The organism is Mycobacterium lacus (assembly GCF_010731535.1).
Taxonomy (GTDB): Bacteria; Actinomycetota; Actinomycetes; order Mycobacteriales; family Mycobacteriaceae; genus Mycobacterium; species Mycobacterium lacus.
Genome location: NZ_AP022581.1, coordinates 3,238,129 through 3,254,929 on the forward strand (window position 1 = coordinate 3,238,129; position 16,801 = coordinate 3,254,929).

Here is a 16,801-nt window from a genome sequence, read left to right on the forward strand (position 1 = left end):
GGCCGGTGTTTGGAGCACTGCCTCTAACGGCTGCCTCGCCTCGAACCCCCGCCGCTCGTGGCCCGATGTCAGGCGAAACAGCGCGCGATCCAGCGTCGACAAGATCTCGGTGATGGCGATCTCGCCGGCGGCAAAACGCCCCACCAGGCCGTAGGCGAGGTTGGACACGATTGGGGGGAGGTCCGCCACGAGATCGGGCTCGGCCTCGGCGAGTACGGCCATGGCGGCGGGGACGACGGCGTCCAGACCCCGGCTCACCAGCCGCTGACCACCCGGTGCAAAACGCGCGCGGTAATACGCTCTCAGCATGTCCGGGTGACGCTCCCACGGCTCGAAGATCGTCCGGAATACGCGCATGAGGCCGTCATAGAGGGATTCGTTCGGGTCGGGCGCCTGGGTTGCCAGTCCGGCGTATCGGTTCTCGTCCATCCAGCACTCGAGGGCGGCCACGATCAGCGCATCCCGGGTCGGATAGCGCCTGTAAATGGTGGCCAAGGATGTCCGCGCGCGCCGCGCGACCTCCCGCAGCTGCACGGCGTCGTAACCCTCGGTTTCCAGGATGTCGACGACGACGTCGAGGATGCGGTCGTGGCGGCGATCCGCCTCGCCGGTCACAACTTCTGCGCTAACCATCGTCGAGTTCGCCCCTTGTCACAGCCGAGTAACAAGGTTACGGTACCCCATCCGGCCGAGCAGACGCAGAATCGCACGCGCGAGGTCCGCGCGATGCGATTCTGCGTCTGCTCGCGCGCAACAGCCTGAAAGCTTGGCCCGCCATGGTGTTGGATGGCGGGGTGGCAGACATCAGCCGACGCCGCACGATAGCGGCGCCGCGGCAGGCGGTCTGGGACGTACTGGCCGACCTCGGCGCCGTGAGTTCGTGGGCCGACAACGTCGACCACTCGTGCGTCATGAACCGCGGCCCCGGCGGCGCGCCGTTGGGCACCACCCGCCGCGTACAGATGGGTCGCAACGCGCTGGTGGAGCGCGTCATCGAGTTCGACCCGCCCGCGACGCTGGCGTATCGCATCGAGGGCCTCCCCACCCGGTTGGGCAAGGTCGTCAATCGCTGGACGCTGCGCCCAACCGGTGACGCGACCCTGGTGACACTGACCAGCTCGGTCGAGATTGGCGCCGGCCCGCCGGCTCGCCTGGCGGAGTGGGCCGCACTCCGCGTCATCGCCAAGCAGTCCGCCGTGTTGCTCGCCGGGCTGGCGCATCGATGGGAGAACACGCATGCCTGACCGTCCCGACATCGTCATCCTGATGACCGACGAGGAGCGTGCGGCGCCGCCGTACGAGTCGGCCGACGTGCTCTCCTGGCGCCAGCGGACGCTGCGAGGACGCGGTTGGTTCGACGAGCACGGGGTCAGTTTCACGCGGCATTACACCGGCTCGTTGGCGTGCGTGCCCAGCCGCCCAACGATTTTCACCGGACAGTATCCGGATCTGCATGGCGTCACGCAGACCGACGGCATCGGCAAGCGATTCGACGACTCCCGGCTGCGCTGGCTGCGTGCCGGCGAGGTGCCGACCCTGGGCAACTGGTTTCGCGCGGCGGGCTATGACACCCACTACGACGGCAAGTGGCACATCTCGCACGCCGACCTGCCCGACCCGACAACTGGCGGATCGCTGGCCACCAACGACGACGACGGCGTCGTCGACCCGGCCGCGGTGCGGCGCTACCTCGACGCCGACCCGCTCGGCCCGTACGGCTTCTCCGGATGGGTAGGACCCGAGCCGCACGGGGCGGGATTGGCTAACAGCGGTTTTCGCCGCGACCCGCTCATCGCCGATCGTGTCGTCGCGTGGCTGGACGACCGCTACGCGCGGCGTCGCGCGGGCGACGCGGCGGCGATGCGCCCGTTCCTCCTGGTGGCCAGCTTCGTCAACCCGCACGACATCGTGCTGTTCCCGGCATGGGTACGACGCAGCCCCGTGAAGCGCTCCCCCCTGGATCCGCCGCACGTGCCGGCCGCGCCCACCGCCAACGAGGACCTATCGACAAAGCCGGCCGCCCAGATCGCTTTCCGCGAGGCGTACTACTCCGGATACGGTCCGGCGGGCGCGGTCAGCCGCAGCTACGAGCGCAACGCCCAGCGCTACCGCGACCTCTACTACCGCCTGCATGCCGAGGTCGACGGGCCGATCGACCGGGTGCGCCGCGCGGTCACCGACGGTGGCTCCGGCAACGCCGTCCTGGTGCGCACCTCCGATCACGGGGACCTGCTTGGGGCGCACGGCGGACTGCACCAGAAGTGGTTCAACCTGTACGACGAGGCCACCAGGGTGCCGTTCGTCATCGTCCGCGTCGGCGAGAATGCGACGCAGGCGCGCACGGTCTCGGCGCCGACGTCGCATGTCGACCTGGTGCCGACGCTGCTCGGCGCGGCGGGCATCGACGTGGAGGCGACGGCCGCCGCGCTCGCCGAGTCGTTCTCCGAGGTGCATCCGCTGCCCGGCCGTGACCTGATGCCGGTCGTGGACGGGGGGCCGGCGGACGACGGCCGAACCGTCTACCTGATGACGCGCGACAACGTGCTCGAAGGCGACACCGGCGCCTCGGCGTTCGCCCGGCAATTGGGTCGGGCCGTGAATCCGCCTGCGCCCCTTCGAATCAGGGTGCCGGCGCACGTCGCCGCCAACTTCGAGGGTTTGGTCGTGCGGGTGGACGACACGCAGGCCAGGGGCGGCGCCGGGCATCTATGGAAGCTGGTCCGCACCTTCGACGACCCGGCCACCTGGACCGAGCCCGGGGTGCGTCACCTGGCCACCAACGGCGTTGGCGGCGAGGCCTATCGCACCGATCCGCTCGACGATCAATGGGAGCTCTACGACCTGACCGCCGATCCGATCGAGTCCCAGAACCGGTGGACCGACCCCGAACTGCACGAGCTGCGACGGCACCTGCGGATGCAGCTCAAACAGCAGCGGGCGTCGTCGGTGCCGGAGCGCAACCGGCCCTGGCCGTACGCGAACCGACAGCCGCCCGCCGGCGGGTCGAAGGGTCGGGCGCGGCGAGTGTTGGGCCGCTTGGGCGGTCGCGTCGGCGGTAGACCGGCCGTCGGGCCGCGCCGATAGGGTTCTGCCATGCAGACTCTGCTGTTCACCCTTGGACTGGTCCTGTTCCTGCTCGGCCTGCTCACCGGGTTCGCCGTCCCGGCACTGACGAACCCCCGCATGGCGCTGTCGAGCCACCTCGAGGCGGTCCTCAACGGCATGTTCCTCGTGCTGCTGGGCCTGCTCTGGCCGCACATCGACCTGCCCGGCGCATGGAAGGTCGCCGTCGTCGTGCTTGTCGTGTACGCCGCCTACGCGAACTGGCTGGCGACGCTGTTGGCGGCGGCTTGGGGCGCGGGCCGCAAGCTCGCGCCGATCGCGGCCGGCGGCCACGAGGCGTCGGCGGCCAAGGAGGGATTCGTCAACTTTCTCTTGCTGTCCCTGGCGGCGTCCATCGTGGTCGGGGTGGTCATCGTCATCGTCGGGCTCTGACGGCGAACTCAACCGTGCCGCGGTCCTCGAAGCTGGTCCATGACGGCCTCGATCTCGGTCGCGCGATCATCCCAGCGTGCGAACTTGCGGGACCGGGTCCGACAGCCAGACTCCGGCCCTGTCGAACAGGACACGAGAGAATAGGGACGGCTTCTCCAAGACCGTGAATTCGGGCTCGATTCCGCACAGACGGGGCTTACGCCTCGGACTCGCCGAGGAGGACACGGGCCAGATCGATGGGCTCAATCTCAACACCGGCAAGGTCGGCATTGAAGTCGGGTCCCACCAAATCACCGCTTTCCTGCATGGTCTTCAGCGGCCCGGCGATGAACTCGTCGAGGTCCAACGATGCCGCCTCCCAATCCGCCCACTCCGCCGTGGCGTGCTGGCGCGCATAGGCGGCCGTGGAGAAGATCAGGTGGACCCGGACGGGCTCGTCGTCTTCTGCCACGTAGTGGTTTGACTCGACCCACGCTCCCCGCATCTCTGGGCCTACAAGCACCCAGACCTCGCCCGTCGCGCGCACGCGGTCGACAAAACGCCCATACCGCGCCTGAAGATCGACAGTCAAGTGAAAAGCCACCACTCACCCCTAACCCTTAGAACCCGAACAACTTTCGGTAGCCCAGCGTGTTTGGGAGCTGGGTGCAACACGCCGTACGCCGCCGGCAGAACCCTACACCGAGCCGATGTTGATCATCCGGCCGCTTTCCTGGGCACACAGATGCGGCAACACAGCCGCCGATCGACCAAGCGCTGGCATAGTGGCGTCGTCCCGCTAGTCCGATGCCTCGCCTGGGGTCCGGCGCGCCGCGCCCCAGAGCCCGACACCGATGCCGACGACGGCGCCGCCGAGGCCGACGATTCGCTGGGCGGGCTTCAGCTCGTGACGCACGCTCAGCCCGCCGAGCAGGTCGGACGCATCCGCGCCGGCGGAGGCGAGGAACCAGCCGCCGGTGTTCTTGCCGCGCAGCGCGGCCGTCGCGAGTAGGCCGCCGATCAATGCGTCGCGATAGCCCATCGACCGCGACAGCAGCAGCGCCGTCGGCGACGACTCCTGCGCATCCGCTCCCCACAGCCGGTTCGCACGAACGGGGTCGACGAGAAACGAGATGCCCGAGGCGAGCCGGATGCTGCCCGCGACGAGCGCGACACGATCGATCGACATGGCAGCAGCCTAGGCTTCCACTACCACCTGCAGAAGGAGTCTAGGGATGACGTGGCAGATCGTATTCGTGATCATTGGCTTGATCGTCGCCGGCGTAGCGGGCTTGTTCTGGCTGCTCAAACGTAATAGCCAAGGCGCTCGCGCCAAAGCGGTCACGATAGGCGCACTGGCGGCGGCGGTGCTGTTCTTCTTCTGGGGCTGCTTCACCATCGTCGGAACCCGCCAGATCGCGATCGTCACCACGTTCGGCCGCCCGACCGGAGTCAGCCTGAACAACGGCTTCCACGCCAAGTGGCCCTGGCAGATGACCCACCAGATGGACGGTGCCATTCAGATCGACAAGTACGTCAAAGTCGGCAACCACGACGAGCGCATTATGGTGCGGCTGGGCAACCAATCCACCGCCCTGGCCGACGTCAGCATCCGCTGGCAGCTCAAGCAGCACGCCGCCCCCGAACTGTTCCAGCAGTACAAGACCTTCGACAACGTGCGCGTCAATCTCATCGAGCGCAATCTGTCGGTCGCGCTCAACGAGGTGTTCGCCGCGTTCAACCCCCTGGACCCGCAGAACCTCGACGTCTCCCCGCTGCCGTCACTGGCCAAGCGTGCCGCCGACATCATGCGCCAGGACGTGAGTGGCCAGGTCGACATCTTCGACGTCAACGTGCCCACGATCCAGTACGACCAGGGCACCGAGGACAAGATCAACCAGCTCAACCAGCAACGCGCCCAGACCTCGATCGCCGTGGAGGCCCAACGGACCGCCGAGGCCCAGGCGAAGGCCAACGAGATCCTGTCCCGCTCGATCAGCAACGACCCCAATGTTGTTGTGCAGAACTGCATTACGGCCGCGATCAACAAGGGGATCAGCCCGCTCGGTTGTTGGCCGGGCAGCTCAGCTCTGCCCACCGTTCCCGTCCCGGGACGCTGAATCCTCATGCAGATCCCGTTCGCCGACGCGGTGCTCGGCCCCCTCGGGCGCCGCGGGGCCGCACTTGACCTCATCGAGGAACTCGAGGACGAGAGCATCGAGTCCGTCGACGCCACCGACCTGCTGTCGGCCGAGCCGGCGCTGCTGCTGCAACGGATGGAAAACCGGCTCGTCCGGCACCAGCTATCCGCACCGGACGTGTTGAGCAGCGAGCAGCTGCGCAAGCTGCGCTACATCCTCAACTTCGCCCGGCTGGCCGACTTCGAACCGGGGGCCGCGGGTCCGGGCTCAACGCGCGGGCGCGGAGACGTCTCGATAGGTGCCGAAGTCGCGCCCTGGCGGTCCAGGGTCGCCGACGCCCTGTACGGACCGCTGCGCGAGGAACCAGACCCGATCACGGCCCTGAAGACGGCGCGGGACGTGCTGCCGGGTCTGGCCGCCGACCAGGACGACCAGCGGCAAGTGCTCATCGAGCGCCACAAGAATGACTTCTCCCCGGCCGAACTGGACGCCGAGGTCGGCTACAAGAAGCTCGTCACGGTTCTCGGCGGCGGCGGCGGTGCGGGTTTCGTCTACATCGGCGGCATGCAGCGGCTGCTGGAGGCCGGCCAGGTGCCCGACTACATGATCGGCTCGTCGTTCGGCTCGATCATCGGCAGCCTCGTCAGCCGCGCCCTGCCCGTGCCGATCGAGGAGTACGTCGCGTGGGCGAAGACCGTGTCGTACCGCGCCATCCTCGGGCCCGAGCGCCTGCGCCGCCGCCATGGCCTCGCGGGCCTCTTCGCGATGCGTTTCGACCAGTTCGCCCATGCGATGCTCAGCCGCGCGGATGGCGAACGGATGCGCATGTCGGACTTGGCAATTCCGTTCGACATCGTGGTCGCCGGCGTGCGACGGCAACCCTATGCGAAGCTGCCGTCGCGGTTCCGCCGTCCCGAACTGGCGGCCCTGCAATTGCGATCGCTTCCGTTCCGCCCGATCGGCATCGGCCCGGTGGTGGGCATGCGCATGTGGCAGGTGGCCGCCTTCATCGATGTGCGGGTGGTCAAGCCGATCATCGTCAGTGGCGATGAGCCGGCCCTCGACTTCGACGTCGTCGACGCGGCGTCGTTCTCGTCGGCCATTCCTGGTGTGCTGCACCATGAGACGAGCGACCCTCGCATGGTGCCGATGCTCGACGCCCTGTGCGCCGAGGAGGACATCGCCGCGATGGTCGATGGCGGCGCGGCGAGCAACGTCCCGATCGAGCTGGCGTGGAAGCGGGTCCGGGACGGGAAACTCGGCACCCGCAACGCATGCTATCTGGCCTTCGACTGTTTCCATCCGCAATGGGACTCCCGGCACCTGTGGCTGGCCCCGATCACCCAGGCGATCCAGCTGCAGATGGTGCGCAATCTGCCGTACGCCGATCACCTCGTTCGATTCGAGCCGACACTGTCGCCGGTCAACCTGGCGCCCTCGGTCGCGGCCATCGATCGCGCGTGCGCGTGGGGACACAAGAGTGCCGACGAGGCGATCCCGGTGACATCGGCGCTGTTGGAACCGACATGGTGGGAGGGCGACAACCCGCCGGTCGCCGGGCCGGCGGTGCGGGCGAAGTCGGTGGCATCGTCGATGAGCTCGGTGATGGCCGCGATCCAGGCGCCGACGGGTCGGTTCAGGCGGTGGCGAAACCGCCACCTGACGTGATCGCTACCATGACGCCCATGGCCGAGCCGGGCCCGGCCCCCGACGAACCAGCCGCAGCCGACGGTGGCGAGACCGTCGGCGTGCCCAATCCCTTACCTACCGATGCCGTCGAGCTCGCGTGGTCGGGCGACGATGGCGGTGCCATCGAGCCGGCCATCGAGCCCGCCCTCGACGACGAAATCCACGGCGACGTCGAGCACGAACCGGCGGCCGCCCACCAGTCATGGCGGGCTACCTGGAGCAGGGCCGCCACCATCTTCGTGATCGGTGTCGGGTTGGGGGCACTCGTTTTGGGGGTTTGGGCGTTAACCAGGCCGCGGTCTGCCACCAACGCAGTGGAGCCGGCGCCTGGGCCGTCCGCATCGGCGACGACGTCGGCGCCGGGCGCCGCCCCCTCGTCGATCGCATCCACACCGGACCAGGACAGCAGGTACCTTCAGGCGCTCAACGACCAAGGCATCTCGTTCGCCAATCCCGAGGCGGCCATCTACAACGGCAAGACGGTGTGTCAGAACATCGGCCAAGGGATGACGGTGCAACAGGTCGTGGCGGCGTTTCGGGCTAGCAGTCCCGCGTTCAGCGACAACGCCGATCACTTCGTGGCCATCTCCGTTCGCGCGTACTGCCCGCAAAACAACAATCTGGTGGCGGGGTTCTGAACCGGATCAATTCGACTCACCGAGTGACGTCCCGGAAGGCACGCACCAGCGCCGACAGCAGCTCGGTCGCTTCGAGGGGATCCGTCGGTAGCGATCCGGCGAAGCGGATGTCGGTGCCGCCGTCCGCCAGGATCTGCGGCACCGGGGCAACTGTGGCGTGCACGTCGATGGCACCATCGGGGCCCTTTACCAAATTGGCGGAGCCCTGGACGTGCAGGTCGCTCGGGTCCCCTCCGACGTCGGCGATCGCCCGCTTCATGGCCGGGATGGCGCCCTGGAGGTCGCTGATCGCGGGGCCCCAAGGGATCCAACGGTTTCCGAATCTGCTCAGCCGTCGGGCGACGGCGGCGTTGACAGTGCCGCTGACCCAGACCGGTATGCCGCCGGATTGCACCGGCTTCGGCATCTGGTGAATGCCGGCGAAGGACAGTTCGGGTGAGCGGTAGGCGGCGCGTTGCTGGGTCCACAGCGCCTGGCAGACCTCCAGCGTGTGGTCGAGCAGGCGTCCTCGGCGCTCGAACGGCAGGCCCGCGGCTTCGTACTCCTCACGTTGCCAGCCGATGCCCACGCCGAGGTCGACCCGCCCGCCGGACAACACGTCGATGGTCGCCAATTGCTTGGCCAGCACGACCGGCCGTCTCAGCGCCGCGAGCAGGACTCCGGTTCCGAGCCGAATGCGCGTCGTGGTGGTAGCCAGCGCGGTCAGGAAGACAAGGGGTTCCAGCCAGTTACCGTCGGGCCCGGTCGGTTGCCTGCCACCGACGGTTCCCCCGACCGCTGGGTTGGCGTAGGCGGCGAGGTTCTCGCCGAACGCGATGTGGTCCGACACCATCACCCGGTCCACGCCAGCGGCATCCATGGCGCGAGCGGTGTCAAGCGTCGCGTTCCAGTCGTGGTTCGGATCTTCGCTGTAGGTGCACAGGTGCAGCGAGATCTCCGGACGATGTGTCATCTGCCAACCTCGCCTGCCGAGTTACGCGTCGAAACGGCGCGCAGCAGGTGCATGACCGCGACCGCTACAGCCCCGACGGCCAATCCAATCACCGCCGAAATACCGTTGTTGACCAGCCAGGCCAGCACGGCGCCGACGGACTCGACGGCGTGGTGCACCACGCCGTAGGGGGCGTGCCAGCCGAGCTGGTCGCTGCCGACCAGCAGTATGTGGCCGCCGACCCAGAGCATCACCACCGTCCCGATCGCTGAGAGCGCCGAGAGCAGCTTGGGCATCCCGGCGACCAGGCCGCGGCCGAGCGCCCCACCGAATCGTGCTGCGGTCTGGGAGAGGTGCAGGCCCACGTCGTCCATCTTGACGATCGCGGCCACGACGCCGTACACCCCGACCGTGATGACCAAGGCGACGACCACGAGGATGATGAGCCGCGGCACGAACGCCTGGTCGGCCACCTCGTTGAGGGCGATCACCATGATCTCGGCCGACAGGACGAAGTCGGTTCGGATCGCCCCGGTCACCACGTCATGCTCGGCGGCCAGCGGCGCGGCCCGGCGGTCATGACCGCGGATCGTGCCCCACGCCTTCTCGGCGCCCTCGTGGCACAGATACGTGGCGCCGATCATCAGCAGCGGGGTCAGCAGCCACGGGACGAACTGACTGAGCAGCAACGCGCCGGGCAGGATGAACAGCAGCTTGTTGCGCAGGGAGCCGAGCGCGATGCGTTTGACGATGGGCAACTCGCGCTCGGCGGCGATGCCATGGATGTATTGCGGGGTCACCGCGGTGTCGTCAATGACCACGCCGGCGGCCTTTGCGGTCGCGCGACCGCTTGCGGCGGCCAGCTGTGCCAGCGCCGCGACGTCGTCTAGGAGTCCGAACAGACCCGCACTCATTGCGCCGTTGCCATGGCGTTGGAGGGTACCTGTGTCCTCACCCCGCGCCGGTTGGAGGACCCAATGAGCTGCACCGGCCTGGCCGAATGTCACTGGGGGTGGGCCGCCGAATAGTCGGCGACGGGCACCGGCTGGGTCTCGGCGTAACCGATGGGGAAGAGCACGTCAGCCTCCGACGACGACGGGTCGCGCAGCGCGTGCTCGTCGGCGGCCAAGTCGCCGGCGAGCAGCGTGGGGTCTGACGCCAGCGGTGGCTGCGCCGGGAGAGTGGTCGCGACCGGAGTCGGCCCGGCGGTCGACGCTCTGGACGACTCCGAGCGAGCGACCAGCCCCAACGCGATCGCGACGACGAGAAGCACTGTGCCACACCGCATCGCGTGGGATCCATGCACGGGGGCCCGGTGTATCCGCTGCATCGCTCGACTATGCGGACTGGCCCACAAGGCCTCCCCGGCGACGCGAGGAACGGCCATCGAGCGCGAGGACCAGCTTGCCGGTGTTATCACCGCGAAACAACGCCAACAGAACCTCAGGAAAGTCGCCGACGCCGCCGTGCACGACCTGCTCACGCGAACGCAACTCACCGTGGCCCAGCCAATTCGCCAGCTGCGCAAGGGCTTCGGCATATCGGTCGGCGTAGTCGAAGACGACGAAGCCGGTCATCGATGCCCGTGCGACCAGCAGCTGCATGTAGTTGGCCGGTCCGCGTAGCTCGCCGGCGGCGTTGTACTGCGAGATGGCCCCACAGATGACAACGCGCGCGCCACGGGCCAGCCGCGACAGCGCAGCCTCCAGAACCGCTCCCCCGACGTTGTCGAAGAAGACGTCAATTCCATTGGGGGCGTGCATCTTTAGCTGCGTCCGCAGATCAACCGCCTGGTAGTCGATGGCGGCGTCGAATCCGAGCTCGTCCACCAGCCAGCGACACTTGTCCGCGCCACCGGCGATGCCGATCGTACGGCAGCCGTTGATCCGGGCGATCTGGCCGGCGATGCTGCCCACCGAACCGGCGGCACCGGAGACGGCGACGGTTTGGCCCGGCTGCGGGCGACCAACATCGAGCAGTCCGAAGTAGGCCGTCAAGCCACCGATTCCGAGAGCGCCCAAATGGACCGGCGCGGGTGCGACGGAGGTGTCCACCGGAGTCACGCCAGTCCCGTCGGAAACCGCGTAACGCTGCACCCCGAACACGCCATACACCTCGTCGCCGGCCGCGAAATCCGGGTGACGCGAGTCGATGACGCGCCCGATGCCGCCGGCGCGCATCACCTCGCCGATCTCGACGGGCGGCACGTACGACCGCCCCGCGTTCATCCACGTCCGCATCGCCGGATCGACCGATAGGTATTCGACCCGAACCAGGAACTCGCCGTCCGCCGGATCCCCGGCGGGCTGGTCGACGACCTCGAAATCCGAGGGCTTCGGCAGGCCGATCGGACGGGCCGCCAGACGGCACACGGTGTTGACAAGGGTCACGATTCACATCTCCTGGTTAGCGCTTCCAGGGTCACCCGGCCGCCCGGGTCTTCGGCCGTGGCGGGCACGACCGCGCCGCAGTCGGCGCCGGCTTCGCCGGTCGCCGCGGCGCGGCCGGGTCCCCATGGACAGTGATGCCAGCCGGCCACAATCGCCGGCTGGAGGCCTCCAAGGGCGATGTCAACCGGGCTGGCGGTGAGCGAGGCGACCGAACTGATCCCCAGCGCTAGTCCCACCTGCGCGACGTCCACTGCCTCGAGGTCGGGCCGGTCCAGCCAGAACGGCAGAACGACTTCGATACCGCTCACAGCATCGACACGTCGGCAGGCTGATCGAGCAGGACCCGGCCGGGCAGCTCGCGCGATGCCTCGTTGACCTGGAAATGGGCGGTCGCCGTGAATGCGTCGCGGAATCGGCGCTGCAGGGGTGCGCCGTCGTAGATGGCGCTGCCGCCGGCCAGGTCATACATGATGCGCACCACGTCGGCCGAGGTCCGGACCGCATGCGTGGCCGCCAGACGCAGGCGGCTGCGCATCGCCACCGGCACCGCGTCAGGTTGGTGACTGGCCTGCCAGGCGTCGTCGATCGCCTCGTAGTACAGCGCGCGGGCGGCGCCCAGCGCCGACTCGGCCGTGGCCACCGCCGCTTGGGTCGCCGGACGCTGCGCCAACGTGCGCGTTGCGCCGAGTCCCCTCTTGCCGCCGGCGAGCTCGACGAGGTCGTCGATCGCGGCGCGCGCGTTGCCCAATGCCGCCGCCCCGATCGACAGCGCGAAGAAGCCGAACACCGGAAAGCGATACAGCGGCCGATCGATGGTCGGCCCGTCGAACACCGAGAACACCCGATCCGTCGGCACAAAGACCTCGTCGGCAACACAGTCGTGGCTGCCGGTGCCGCACAAGCCCAGCGTGTGCCACGTGTCGAGGATCTGCAGGTCATCCTTGGGCAGCGCGACGACGGAGGGCACCCGCTTGTCGTCGACGAAGCAGCCGGCGAACATCATGTCCGCGTGGTTGATGCCGCTACAGAAGGGCCAGCGCCCGGACACCACAACACCGCCGTCGACCGACCGCGCCGTACCGCGCGGCGCCCACACCCCCGCCGCGACACTCCGTCCGCCGCCGAACATCTCGTCGCGGCCGGACGCCGGCAAGTAGGCGACCAGGAGGGCGCTGGTAATAGCGATGGACACACACCATCCCGCCGAGGCGTCACCACGCGCCATCGCTTCGGCGCACCGCAGCGCCGGCCCGGGCGCCAGCTCCAGCGCCTGCACCTCCTGCGGCATGGTGGCGCGCAGCAGCCCGGTCTCGCGCAGCCGGACCACCAGCTCGTCCGGAAGTCGGCGGTCGCGGTCGATCTCCGCGGACATTTCCCGGGCCGACAGCGCGATTTTCTCGGCGTGGTTCTCGATCTCGGTGTCGCTCTGATCCATCGGAGTTAAGTTACCACCCATGGTTCAGCAATTGAACCAGGTACAGTAGTTGAACTATGCCCATCGCCGACCTGTCCCACCGCTTCGAAGGCGAATCGGTCGGCCGCGCACTTGAGTTGGTCGGCGAGCGCTGGACGCTGCTCATCCTGCGCGAGGCGTTCTTCGGGGTGCAACGCTACGGTCAGCTCGCTCGCAACCTCAACATTCCGCGGCCCACGCTGTCATCGCGGTTGCGCACGCTCGTCGATGTGGGCCTGCTGAACCGGGTGCCGTACTCGCGTGATCCCGAGCGTCACGAGTACCGTCTCACCGACGCGGGACGCGAACTCTTCGGAGCGATAGTCGTCCTGATGCGGTGGGGGGACGAACATTTGCCGCACCCAGGCGGGCCACCCATTCTGCTGCGGCACCACACGTGCGGAGAGTTCGTCGATCCCCGCCTGATCTGCGCCCGTTGCGGCGACGAGATCACGGCGCGAAACGTGACACCCGAAGCCGGACCGGGCTTCCGCGACAAGCTGGCGTCGCCGTAAGCGCCGTGGCACAACGTCATTAGCGATTCCCAACCTCACCTATTGCGAATCGATAAGCAAGGCTAAACTCGTCTGCCTCCTCTTCCCCTGAATGCGCATTCGCAGTGTGGCACCCGGGGCTCGGAACTGCTGGGACACTTCGAAGAAGGTGAGGATTCGATCACCCGCCCGCCCAGCTTCGTAGCGAGCTGGAGCGCAAAAACCGCCCCGTAGAGGAGGTTTCCGATGACGACGACAGCGGCGATGGATAGGACGGACGACGGACACCATGTGGCCCAATGGGCCGGAAGTCATGTGCGAGGTGGCCTCGCCTGACCCGTAATCAGGCCGCGATACCGAGTTCCTGGTTGATCTGCGGGAGGTAGTGCAAACCGTCCAAGGTGAGCAGAATCCAGTCGTGAATTTGCCCGTTGGCCAGTACGAAGCTGATCGGCGCGCCTAGCGCTGCGGCATTTTGCTGCAGGATAAACACGTCGGGAGCGAGGATGTCCAGGTTGCCCGAATACACATACGTCGGCGGGAGTCCGTTCAGTGACCCGTACAGCGGACTCACCCGGGGGTCATTCACAGCAAGATTGCCTGCCCACGCCCTGCCGATCTGTTGCGCAGGCCCAAGCGGGAGCAGGGGGTCTTGGACGAACGCAATATTCGGATTGGTCATCCCGACGTCCAGCCACGGGGACAGCAGAACCATTGACGCCGGCACGGGGTCACCCTGGCCCACCATGTATTGGACGGCCGCCAGTGCGAGGTTGCCGCCCGCGGAGTCGCCGATCACGCTGACGTTGGAGGCCCCGTGTTGAGTGATTTGCGTGGAGATAAGACCCGCCATTTGGGGTACCACAATGCCGGCGGTGCCTCCTTCCTGCACCAACGGGTAAATCGGCACTTGAACGGTTGCGCCGGTCTGGTAGGCCATCACCGAGTAATTGATCCAGTGCAGGAATGAGGGTGGAAGGACAAACCCGCCACCGTGAATGGCAACGACGTATTCGCCGGTTGGATGAGCCGGCGTGATTTGCACGACGCTCATCCCGTTGGATGTGGTGTACTGGACCGTTTCTCCCAGCAGCAAATTCAACAACGGTGGCGGAGAGTTGCCGATAAACCACGATAGTGGTGGGACGTCGCTGGCAATCAGCGTCAATAGCGGGTTACCCGGCACCGCAAGTTGAGTTTCGAGTCCGGACAAGCTCAGGAGGGGTTTCACCGGCCACAGCGCAGCTTCTTCAAATCTGGTCGCCAATGACGGTGTGCCGGTGAAGGTCCCTGTTTGCGTTGCCGCGAAGGGCGGATTAGCGGGCGATCCGAAGATTCCGGTGAGGAGCGTGTTGGACGCCTGAGTGAATCCGGTGGCCAGCGCCGTGGTGGTCTGCTGAATTTCCTGCTGAATGAGGGCGAAACCGTTGTCGAGAGCGCTGGCGAGTTCGCCGGGCAGTCCAGGCAGAATTTCCAGCGGTTGCGCCCACGAGGCCAGCCGCGCGACCGTCGCCGACGCGCTGGCGTGATAGCCACTCATGACGGCGACATCCTGAGCCCACATCTGCTCATACGCAGCCTCGGCGGCCGCGATCGCCGGGGCGTTTTGGCCGAACAGGTTGGAGATCGCCAGCGACACCAGCTGGCCGCGATTGGCGGCGATCAGTCCGGGGTCCACGATCGTCGCCAGCGCCGCCTCATAGGCGATCGCGGCCGCCCGCGCTTGGGCCGCTGACTGCTCGGCTTGAGCGGCCGCCCCTCCCAGCCAGTGCACATACCGGGCGGCAACGGTCGTCATGGACACCGACGCCGGGCCTTGCCAGGCCAGGCCCGCCAGATCCGAGGTTATCGAGCCAAACGCCTTCGCCGCCGAGCTCAACTCACTGCCGATCCCGTCCCAGGCCGCCGCCGCCTGAAGCAGCGGCCCGGAACCCGGTCCGTCACGCAGCAGCAGCGAATTGACCTCGGGTGGCCACACCGAAAAGCTCATTGCCGGTCCCCTCGATCAGCCCTTCAGCAGCCCATTGCAGCAACGTACATCCTCCACGTCCGAGAGGAAGAGGTTTCCTGCGCAATCGCTCTGTCGCTCGTCGAAGTCAACGGGCGGGCGCGGAAGTATGCGCGCGGGGAAGCCGAAGAAGCCGGGTCCCACTGCCAGCCAAGCAGAAACGGCCGAATCTCTAGCGCAGAACTGGAATTGGCCAGGATCAGAGTCGGCATCGACTTCGGCAACCGCGGTCAGAGGGCCTTGGTGGTGCCGACGTAGGACAGCACCACGTCGGATTCATCGGTAATGCGAGTCAGGGTCGAATAGGAGCGGATGAACGACTGGCCGACGCATCCGTCGATCTTGACGTGGAAGTCGTGGATCATGATCCAAGGATTTGCACCATGGAACTCTTTCCTGACCACCGGCACGATGACGACGAACCCGGGCTTGAGCCCCACGCTGACCACGTTGTTGTACGACCCGGTGATCAGCGGTATGACAACCGGCGGCTGACCAGGTCCCAGCGGCAGCTCCGAGGCAATAGATGGAGCCACACCGCTGCCATTTGCCGTGACGACGCCGTTGGACGTGCTCATGTCGATCCCGCAGCCGATCTCGTAACCCGCTTCGAGGTAGCCTCGAGGGGATTCCGGCCCGGCTAGCGAAGCGCCGAATATTCCGCTGGAAAGGTATTCACGAGACGACGTCGCGGTGGTCAGCGGCGGCACGGCAACGTGTCTCTCGTCCTTCGCGCCGAGGGCCAGTATCCAGCCGTCGGGTGTGTTCACCCTGACCGGTGCTCCAGGGGGTACGGCCCCGTCGGCCGGTGGCACCGCACCGGGAGGGGGTTCGGCGTCCGGTTGCGCACCTGCCGAAGGCGCGGTCATCGATACGACCAGCCAGACGGCGAGAACCGCAGCACGACGAACGACCGCGGAAATCGGCATCACGGCCTAAACGCTATGCACGGGCCCAATTCGCTCACGGCTTTGCTGGTTCGCGAAATCGGAGTTGTTGCGCGTTTGTAGCCGGTTTGCGATGCAGACAAGGCAGTCTGGCCAGACCGACGCCGCTCGACTGCGGTGGACCGCTCACATGTTCGCTCGGCGGGTAAGCTTCAGACTTAGCCGGGGGTTGGTGACAGGTAGCAGAGAGGGCGATCAATGACCCTTCATAGGTTGGCGCGCGCAGCGTTTGCCGTCCTGGTAGGGGTGACGGCCCTCCTGGGCAGCAGCGGCGTCGCTCGCGCAGACCCCGACGATGACGCAATTCCCGCGATCATCGACGATTTGCTCATCCTTGTCCCGAACCTGACGCAGGACCCGCGCACGCTCAATCCCGGCATCAAAGGCGGCCCACAACGCGACTGGGGTGGTATCGGCATGTACTGCCAGAATCGAAATGTTAAGTGCAAGAAGAACGGATTCTAAAGCCGAGGCTGACACCTCCCTGAACCACGGATCGGCTGCGGCCCTGCCCACAGGGATCGCGACGCTAACCTCGAGGCAAGCCGGAGAGCTCACCGAAGAGCCGCGTAGGGATGGAAGCGAGCGGTGAGGACGCATCCCCATTGACGCCCTTCGAGCGGCGGGGTGCCTTGC

17 protein-coding genes and 3 pseudogenes are annotated in these 16,801 nt (G+C 67.1%); 8 read left to right on the forward strand and 12 right to left on the reverse strand.

What is annotated here, in order from left to right:
- Positions 1-54: 54 nt before the first annotated feature.
- Positions 55-633, reverse strand: a pseudogene (locus G6N24_RS14825) (TetR family transcriptional regulator); the annotation flags it as partial.
- 143 nt (positions 634-776) lie between these two features.
- On the opposite strand from G6N24_RS14825, the gene G6N24_RS14830 reads away from it, so the two are divergent.
- Genes G6N24_RS14830 through G6N24_RS14840 form a run of 3 tightly spaced genes read left to right on the forward strand, consistent with a single transcriptional unit; the run spans position 777 to position 3,495 of the window.
- Positions 777-1,244, forward strand: a complete 468-nt coding sequence (locus G6N24_RS14830; RefSeq protein WP_085160612.1) for an SRPBCC family protein — start codon at positions 777-779, stop codon at positions 1,242-1,244.
- On the forward strand, positions 1,237-3,084 hold the full coding sequence (locus G6N24_RS14835; RefSeq protein ID WP_085160614.1) for a sulfatase-like hydrolase/transferase: 1,848 nt from the start codon (positions 1,237-1,239) through the stop codon (positions 3,082-3,084). The genes G6N24_RS14830 and G6N24_RS14835 overlap by 8 nt, the downstream gene beginning before the upstream one ends.
- A gap of 9 nt (positions 3,085-3,093) precedes the next feature.
- Positions 3,094-3,495, forward strand: coding sequence for a hydrogenase (locus G6N24_RS14840; protein WP_085160616.1), 402 nt, complete (start codon positions 3,094-3,096; stop codon positions 3,493-3,495).
- 196 nt (positions 3,496-3,691) lie between these two features.
- On the opposite strand, the gene G6N24_RS14845 is transcribed toward G6N24_RS14840, so the two are convergent.
- Together G6N24_RS14845 and G6N24_RS14850 are read right to left on the reverse strand one after the other, a co-directional pair.
- The gene (locus G6N24_RS14845) at positions 3,692-4,078 is read right to left on the reverse strand and encodes a DUF2750 domain-containing protein (protein WP_085160656.1); all 387 of its coding nucleotides are present in this window, start codon (positions 4,076-4,078) and stop codon (positions 3,692-3,694) included.
- 195 nt (positions 4,079-4,273) lie between these two features.
- Positions 4,274-4,663 carry a DUF4267 domain-containing protein gene (locus tag G6N24_RS14850; RefSeq protein ID WP_085160618.1) on the reverse strand — a complete coding sequence of 130 codons (390 nt, stop codon included), beginning with the start codon at positions 4,661-4,663 and terminating at the stop codon, positions 4,274-4,276.
- 46 nt (positions 4,664-4,709) lie between these two features.
- Between G6N24_RS14850 and G6N24_RS14855 the strand changes: the two genes are divergently transcribed.
- Genes G6N24_RS14855 through G6N24_RS14865 form a run of 3 tightly spaced genes read left to right on the forward strand, consistent with a single transcriptional unit; the run spans position 4,710 to position 7,942 of the window.
- Positions 4,710-5,594 (forward strand): Rv3090 family protease, encoded by an 885-nt coding sequence (locus G6N24_RS14855; RefSeq protein WP_085160620.1) that lies wholly within the window; start codon positions 4,710-4,712, stop codon positions 5,592-5,594.
- A 6-nt stretch (positions 5,595-5,600) separates the two neighbouring features.
- Positions 5,601-7,283 carry a patatin-like phospholipase family protein gene (locus tag G6N24_RS14860; RefSeq protein WP_085160622.1) on the forward strand — a complete coding sequence of 561 codons (1,683 nt, stop codon included), beginning with the start codon at positions 5,601-5,603 and terminating at the stop codon, positions 7,281-7,283.
- A 17-nt stretch (positions 7,284-7,300) separates the two neighbouring features.
- Positions 7,301-7,942 (forward strand): DUF732 domain-containing protein, encoded by a 642-nt coding sequence (locus tag G6N24_RS14865; RefSeq protein ID WP_232070574.1) that lies wholly within the window; start codon positions 7,301-7,303, stop codon positions 7,940-7,942.
- Between the two features lie 16 nt (positions 7,943-7,958).
- On the opposite strand, the gene G6N24_RS14870 is transcribed toward G6N24_RS14865, so the two are convergent.
- The 6 genes and pseudogenes from G6N24_RS14870 to G6N24_RS14900 form a co-directional block, all read right to left on the reverse strand.
- Positions 7,959-8,894, reverse strand: coding sequence for a TIGR03619 family F420-dependent LLM class oxidoreductase (locus G6N24_RS14870; protein ID WP_085160624.1), 936 nt, complete (start codon positions 8,892-8,894; stop codon positions 7,959-7,961).
- The gene (locus G6N24_RS14875) at positions 8,891-9,787 is read right to left on the reverse strand and encodes a DUF808 domain-containing protein (protein WP_085160659.1); all 897 of its coding nucleotides are present in this window, start codon (positions 9,785-9,787) and stop codon (positions 8,891-8,893) included. The genes G6N24_RS14870 and G6N24_RS14875 overlap by 4 nt, the downstream gene beginning before the upstream one ends.
- A gap of 89 nt (positions 9,788-9,876) precedes the next feature.
- Positions 9,877-10,161, reverse strand: a complete 285-nt coding sequence (locus G6N24_RS25875; protein WP_372514508.1) for a hypothetical protein — start codon at positions 10,159-10,161, stop codon at positions 9,877-9,879.
- Between the two features lie 49 nt (positions 10,162-10,210).
- On the reverse strand, positions 10,211-11,263 hold the full coding sequence (locus tag G6N24_RS14885; protein WP_085160628.1) for an NADP-dependent oxidoreductase: 1,053 nt from the start codon (positions 11,261-11,263) through the stop codon (positions 10,211-10,213).
- A 122-nt stretch (positions 11,264-11,385) separates the two neighbouring features.
- Positions 11,386-11,571: pseudogene (locus G6N24_RS25880) on the reverse strand (LLM class F420-dependent oxidoreductase); the annotation flags it as partial.
- Positions 11,568-12,698: an acyl-CoA dehydrogenase family protein gene (locus G6N24_RS14900; protein ID WP_139822404.1), complete on the reverse strand. Its 1,131-nt coding sequence runs from the start codon at positions 12,696-12,698 to the stop codon at positions 11,568-11,570. The gene G6N24_RS14900 and the pseudogene G6N24_RS25880, both read right to left, overlap by 4 nt.
- A 56-nt stretch (positions 12,699-12,754) precedes the next feature.
- Here G6N24_RS14900 and G6N24_RS14905 point away from each other — a divergent pair, with 56 nt between their 5' ends.
- Complete coding sequence (locus G6N24_RS14905; RefSeq protein ID WP_085160632.1) at positions 12,755-13,231, forward strand: winged helix-turn-helix transcriptional regulator; 477 nt, start codon at positions 12,755-12,757, stop codon at positions 13,229-13,231.
- A gap of 62 nt (positions 13,232-13,293) precedes the next feature.
- Here the strand turns inward: G6N24_RS14905 and G6N24_RS24740 are convergent.
- The 3 genes and pseudogenes from G6N24_RS24740 to G6N24_RS14920 form a co-directional block, all read right to left on the reverse strand.
- A pseudogene (locus G6N24_RS24740) lies at positions 13,294-13,491 on the reverse strand (hypothetical protein); the annotation flags it as partial.
- 62 nt (positions 13,492-13,553) lie between these two features.
- On the reverse strand, positions 13,554-15,200 hold the full coding sequence (lipY, locus tag G6N24_RS14915) for a triacylglycerol lipase LipY (RefSeq protein WP_169716079.1): 1,647 nt from the start codon (positions 15,198-15,200) through the stop codon (positions 13,554-13,556).
- Between the two features lie 248 nt (positions 15,201-15,448).
- A complete protein-coding gene (locus G6N24_RS14920) occupies positions 15,449-16,147 on the reverse strand; it encodes an MspA family porin (RefSeq protein ID WP_085160634.1) in 699 nt (232 codons plus the stop codon).
- A gap of 231 nt (positions 16,148-16,378) precedes the next feature.
- Between G6N24_RS14920 and G6N24_RS14925 the strand changes: the two genes are divergently transcribed.
- Positions 16,379-16,630 (forward strand): hypothetical protein, encoded by a 252-nt coding sequence (locus G6N24_RS14925; protein ID WP_232070576.1) that lies wholly within the window; start codon positions 16,379-16,381, stop codon positions 16,628-16,630.
- Positions 16,631-16,801 lie beyond the last annotated feature (171 nt).

What these genes read in the sequence shown, in the direction of transcription:
- G6N24_RS14870 (WP_085160624.1), bottom strand. Translation starts at nt 8,894, where the DNA reads ATGACACATCGTCCGGAGATCTCGCTGCACCTGTGCACCTACAGCGAA.
- G6N24_RS14920 (WP_085160634.1), bottom strand. Translation starts at nt 16,147, where the DNA reads ATGCCGATTTCCGCGGTCGTTCGTCGTGCTGCGGTTCTCGCCGTCTGG.
- G6N24_RS14840 (WP_085160616.1), top strand. Translation starts at nt 3,094, where the DNA reads ATGCAGACTCTGCTGTTCACCCTTGGACTGGTCCTGTTCCTGCTCGGC.
- G6N24_RS14850 (WP_085160618.1), bottom strand. Translation starts at nt 4,663, where the DNA reads ATGTCGATCGATCGTGTCGCGCTCGTCGCGGGCAGCATCCGGCTCGCC.
- G6N24_RS25875 (WP_372514508.1), bottom strand. Translation starts at nt 10,161, where the DNA reads ATGCGGTGTGGCACAGTGCTTCTCGTCGTCGCGATCGCGTTGGGGCTG.
- G6N24_RS14905 (WP_085160632.1), top strand. Translation starts at nt 12,755, where the DNA reads ATGCCCATCGCCGACCTGTCCCACCGCTTCGAAGGCGAATCGGTCGGC.
- G6N24_RS14835 (WP_085160614.1), top strand. Translation starts at nt 1,237, where the DNA reads ATGCCTGACCGTCCCGACATCGTCATCCTGATGACCGACGAGGAGCGT.
- G6N24_RS14860 (WP_085160622.1), top strand. Translation starts at nt 5,601, where the DNA reads ATGCAGATCCCGTTCGCCGACGCGGTGCTCGGCCCCCTCGGGCGCCGC.
- G6N24_RS14875 (WP_085160659.1), bottom strand. Translation starts at nt 9,787, where the DNA reads ATGAGTGCGGGTCTGTTCGGACTCCTAGACGACGTCGCGGCGCTGGCA.
- G6N24_RS14865 (WP_232070574.1), top strand. Translation starts at nt 7,301, where the DNA reads ATGGCCGAGCCGGGCCCGGCCCCCGACGAACCAGCCGCAGCCGACGGT.
- G6N24_RS14855 (WP_085160620.1), top strand. Translation starts at nt 4,710, where the DNA reads ATGACGTGGCAGATCGTATTCGTGATCATTGGCTTGATCGTCGCCGGC.
- G6N24_RS14830 (WP_085160612.1), top strand. Translation starts at nt 777, where the DNA reads ATGGTGTTGGATGGCGGGGTGGCAGACATCAGCCGACGCCGCACGATA.
- G6N24_RS14900 (WP_139822404.1), bottom strand. Translation starts at nt 12,698, where the DNA reads ATGGATCAGAGCGACACCGAGATCGAGAACCACGCCGAGAAAATCGCG.
- lipY (WP_169716079.1), bottom strand. Translation starts at nt 15,200, where the DNA reads ATGAGCTTTTCGGTGTGGCCACCCGAGGTCAATTCGCTGCTGCTGCGT.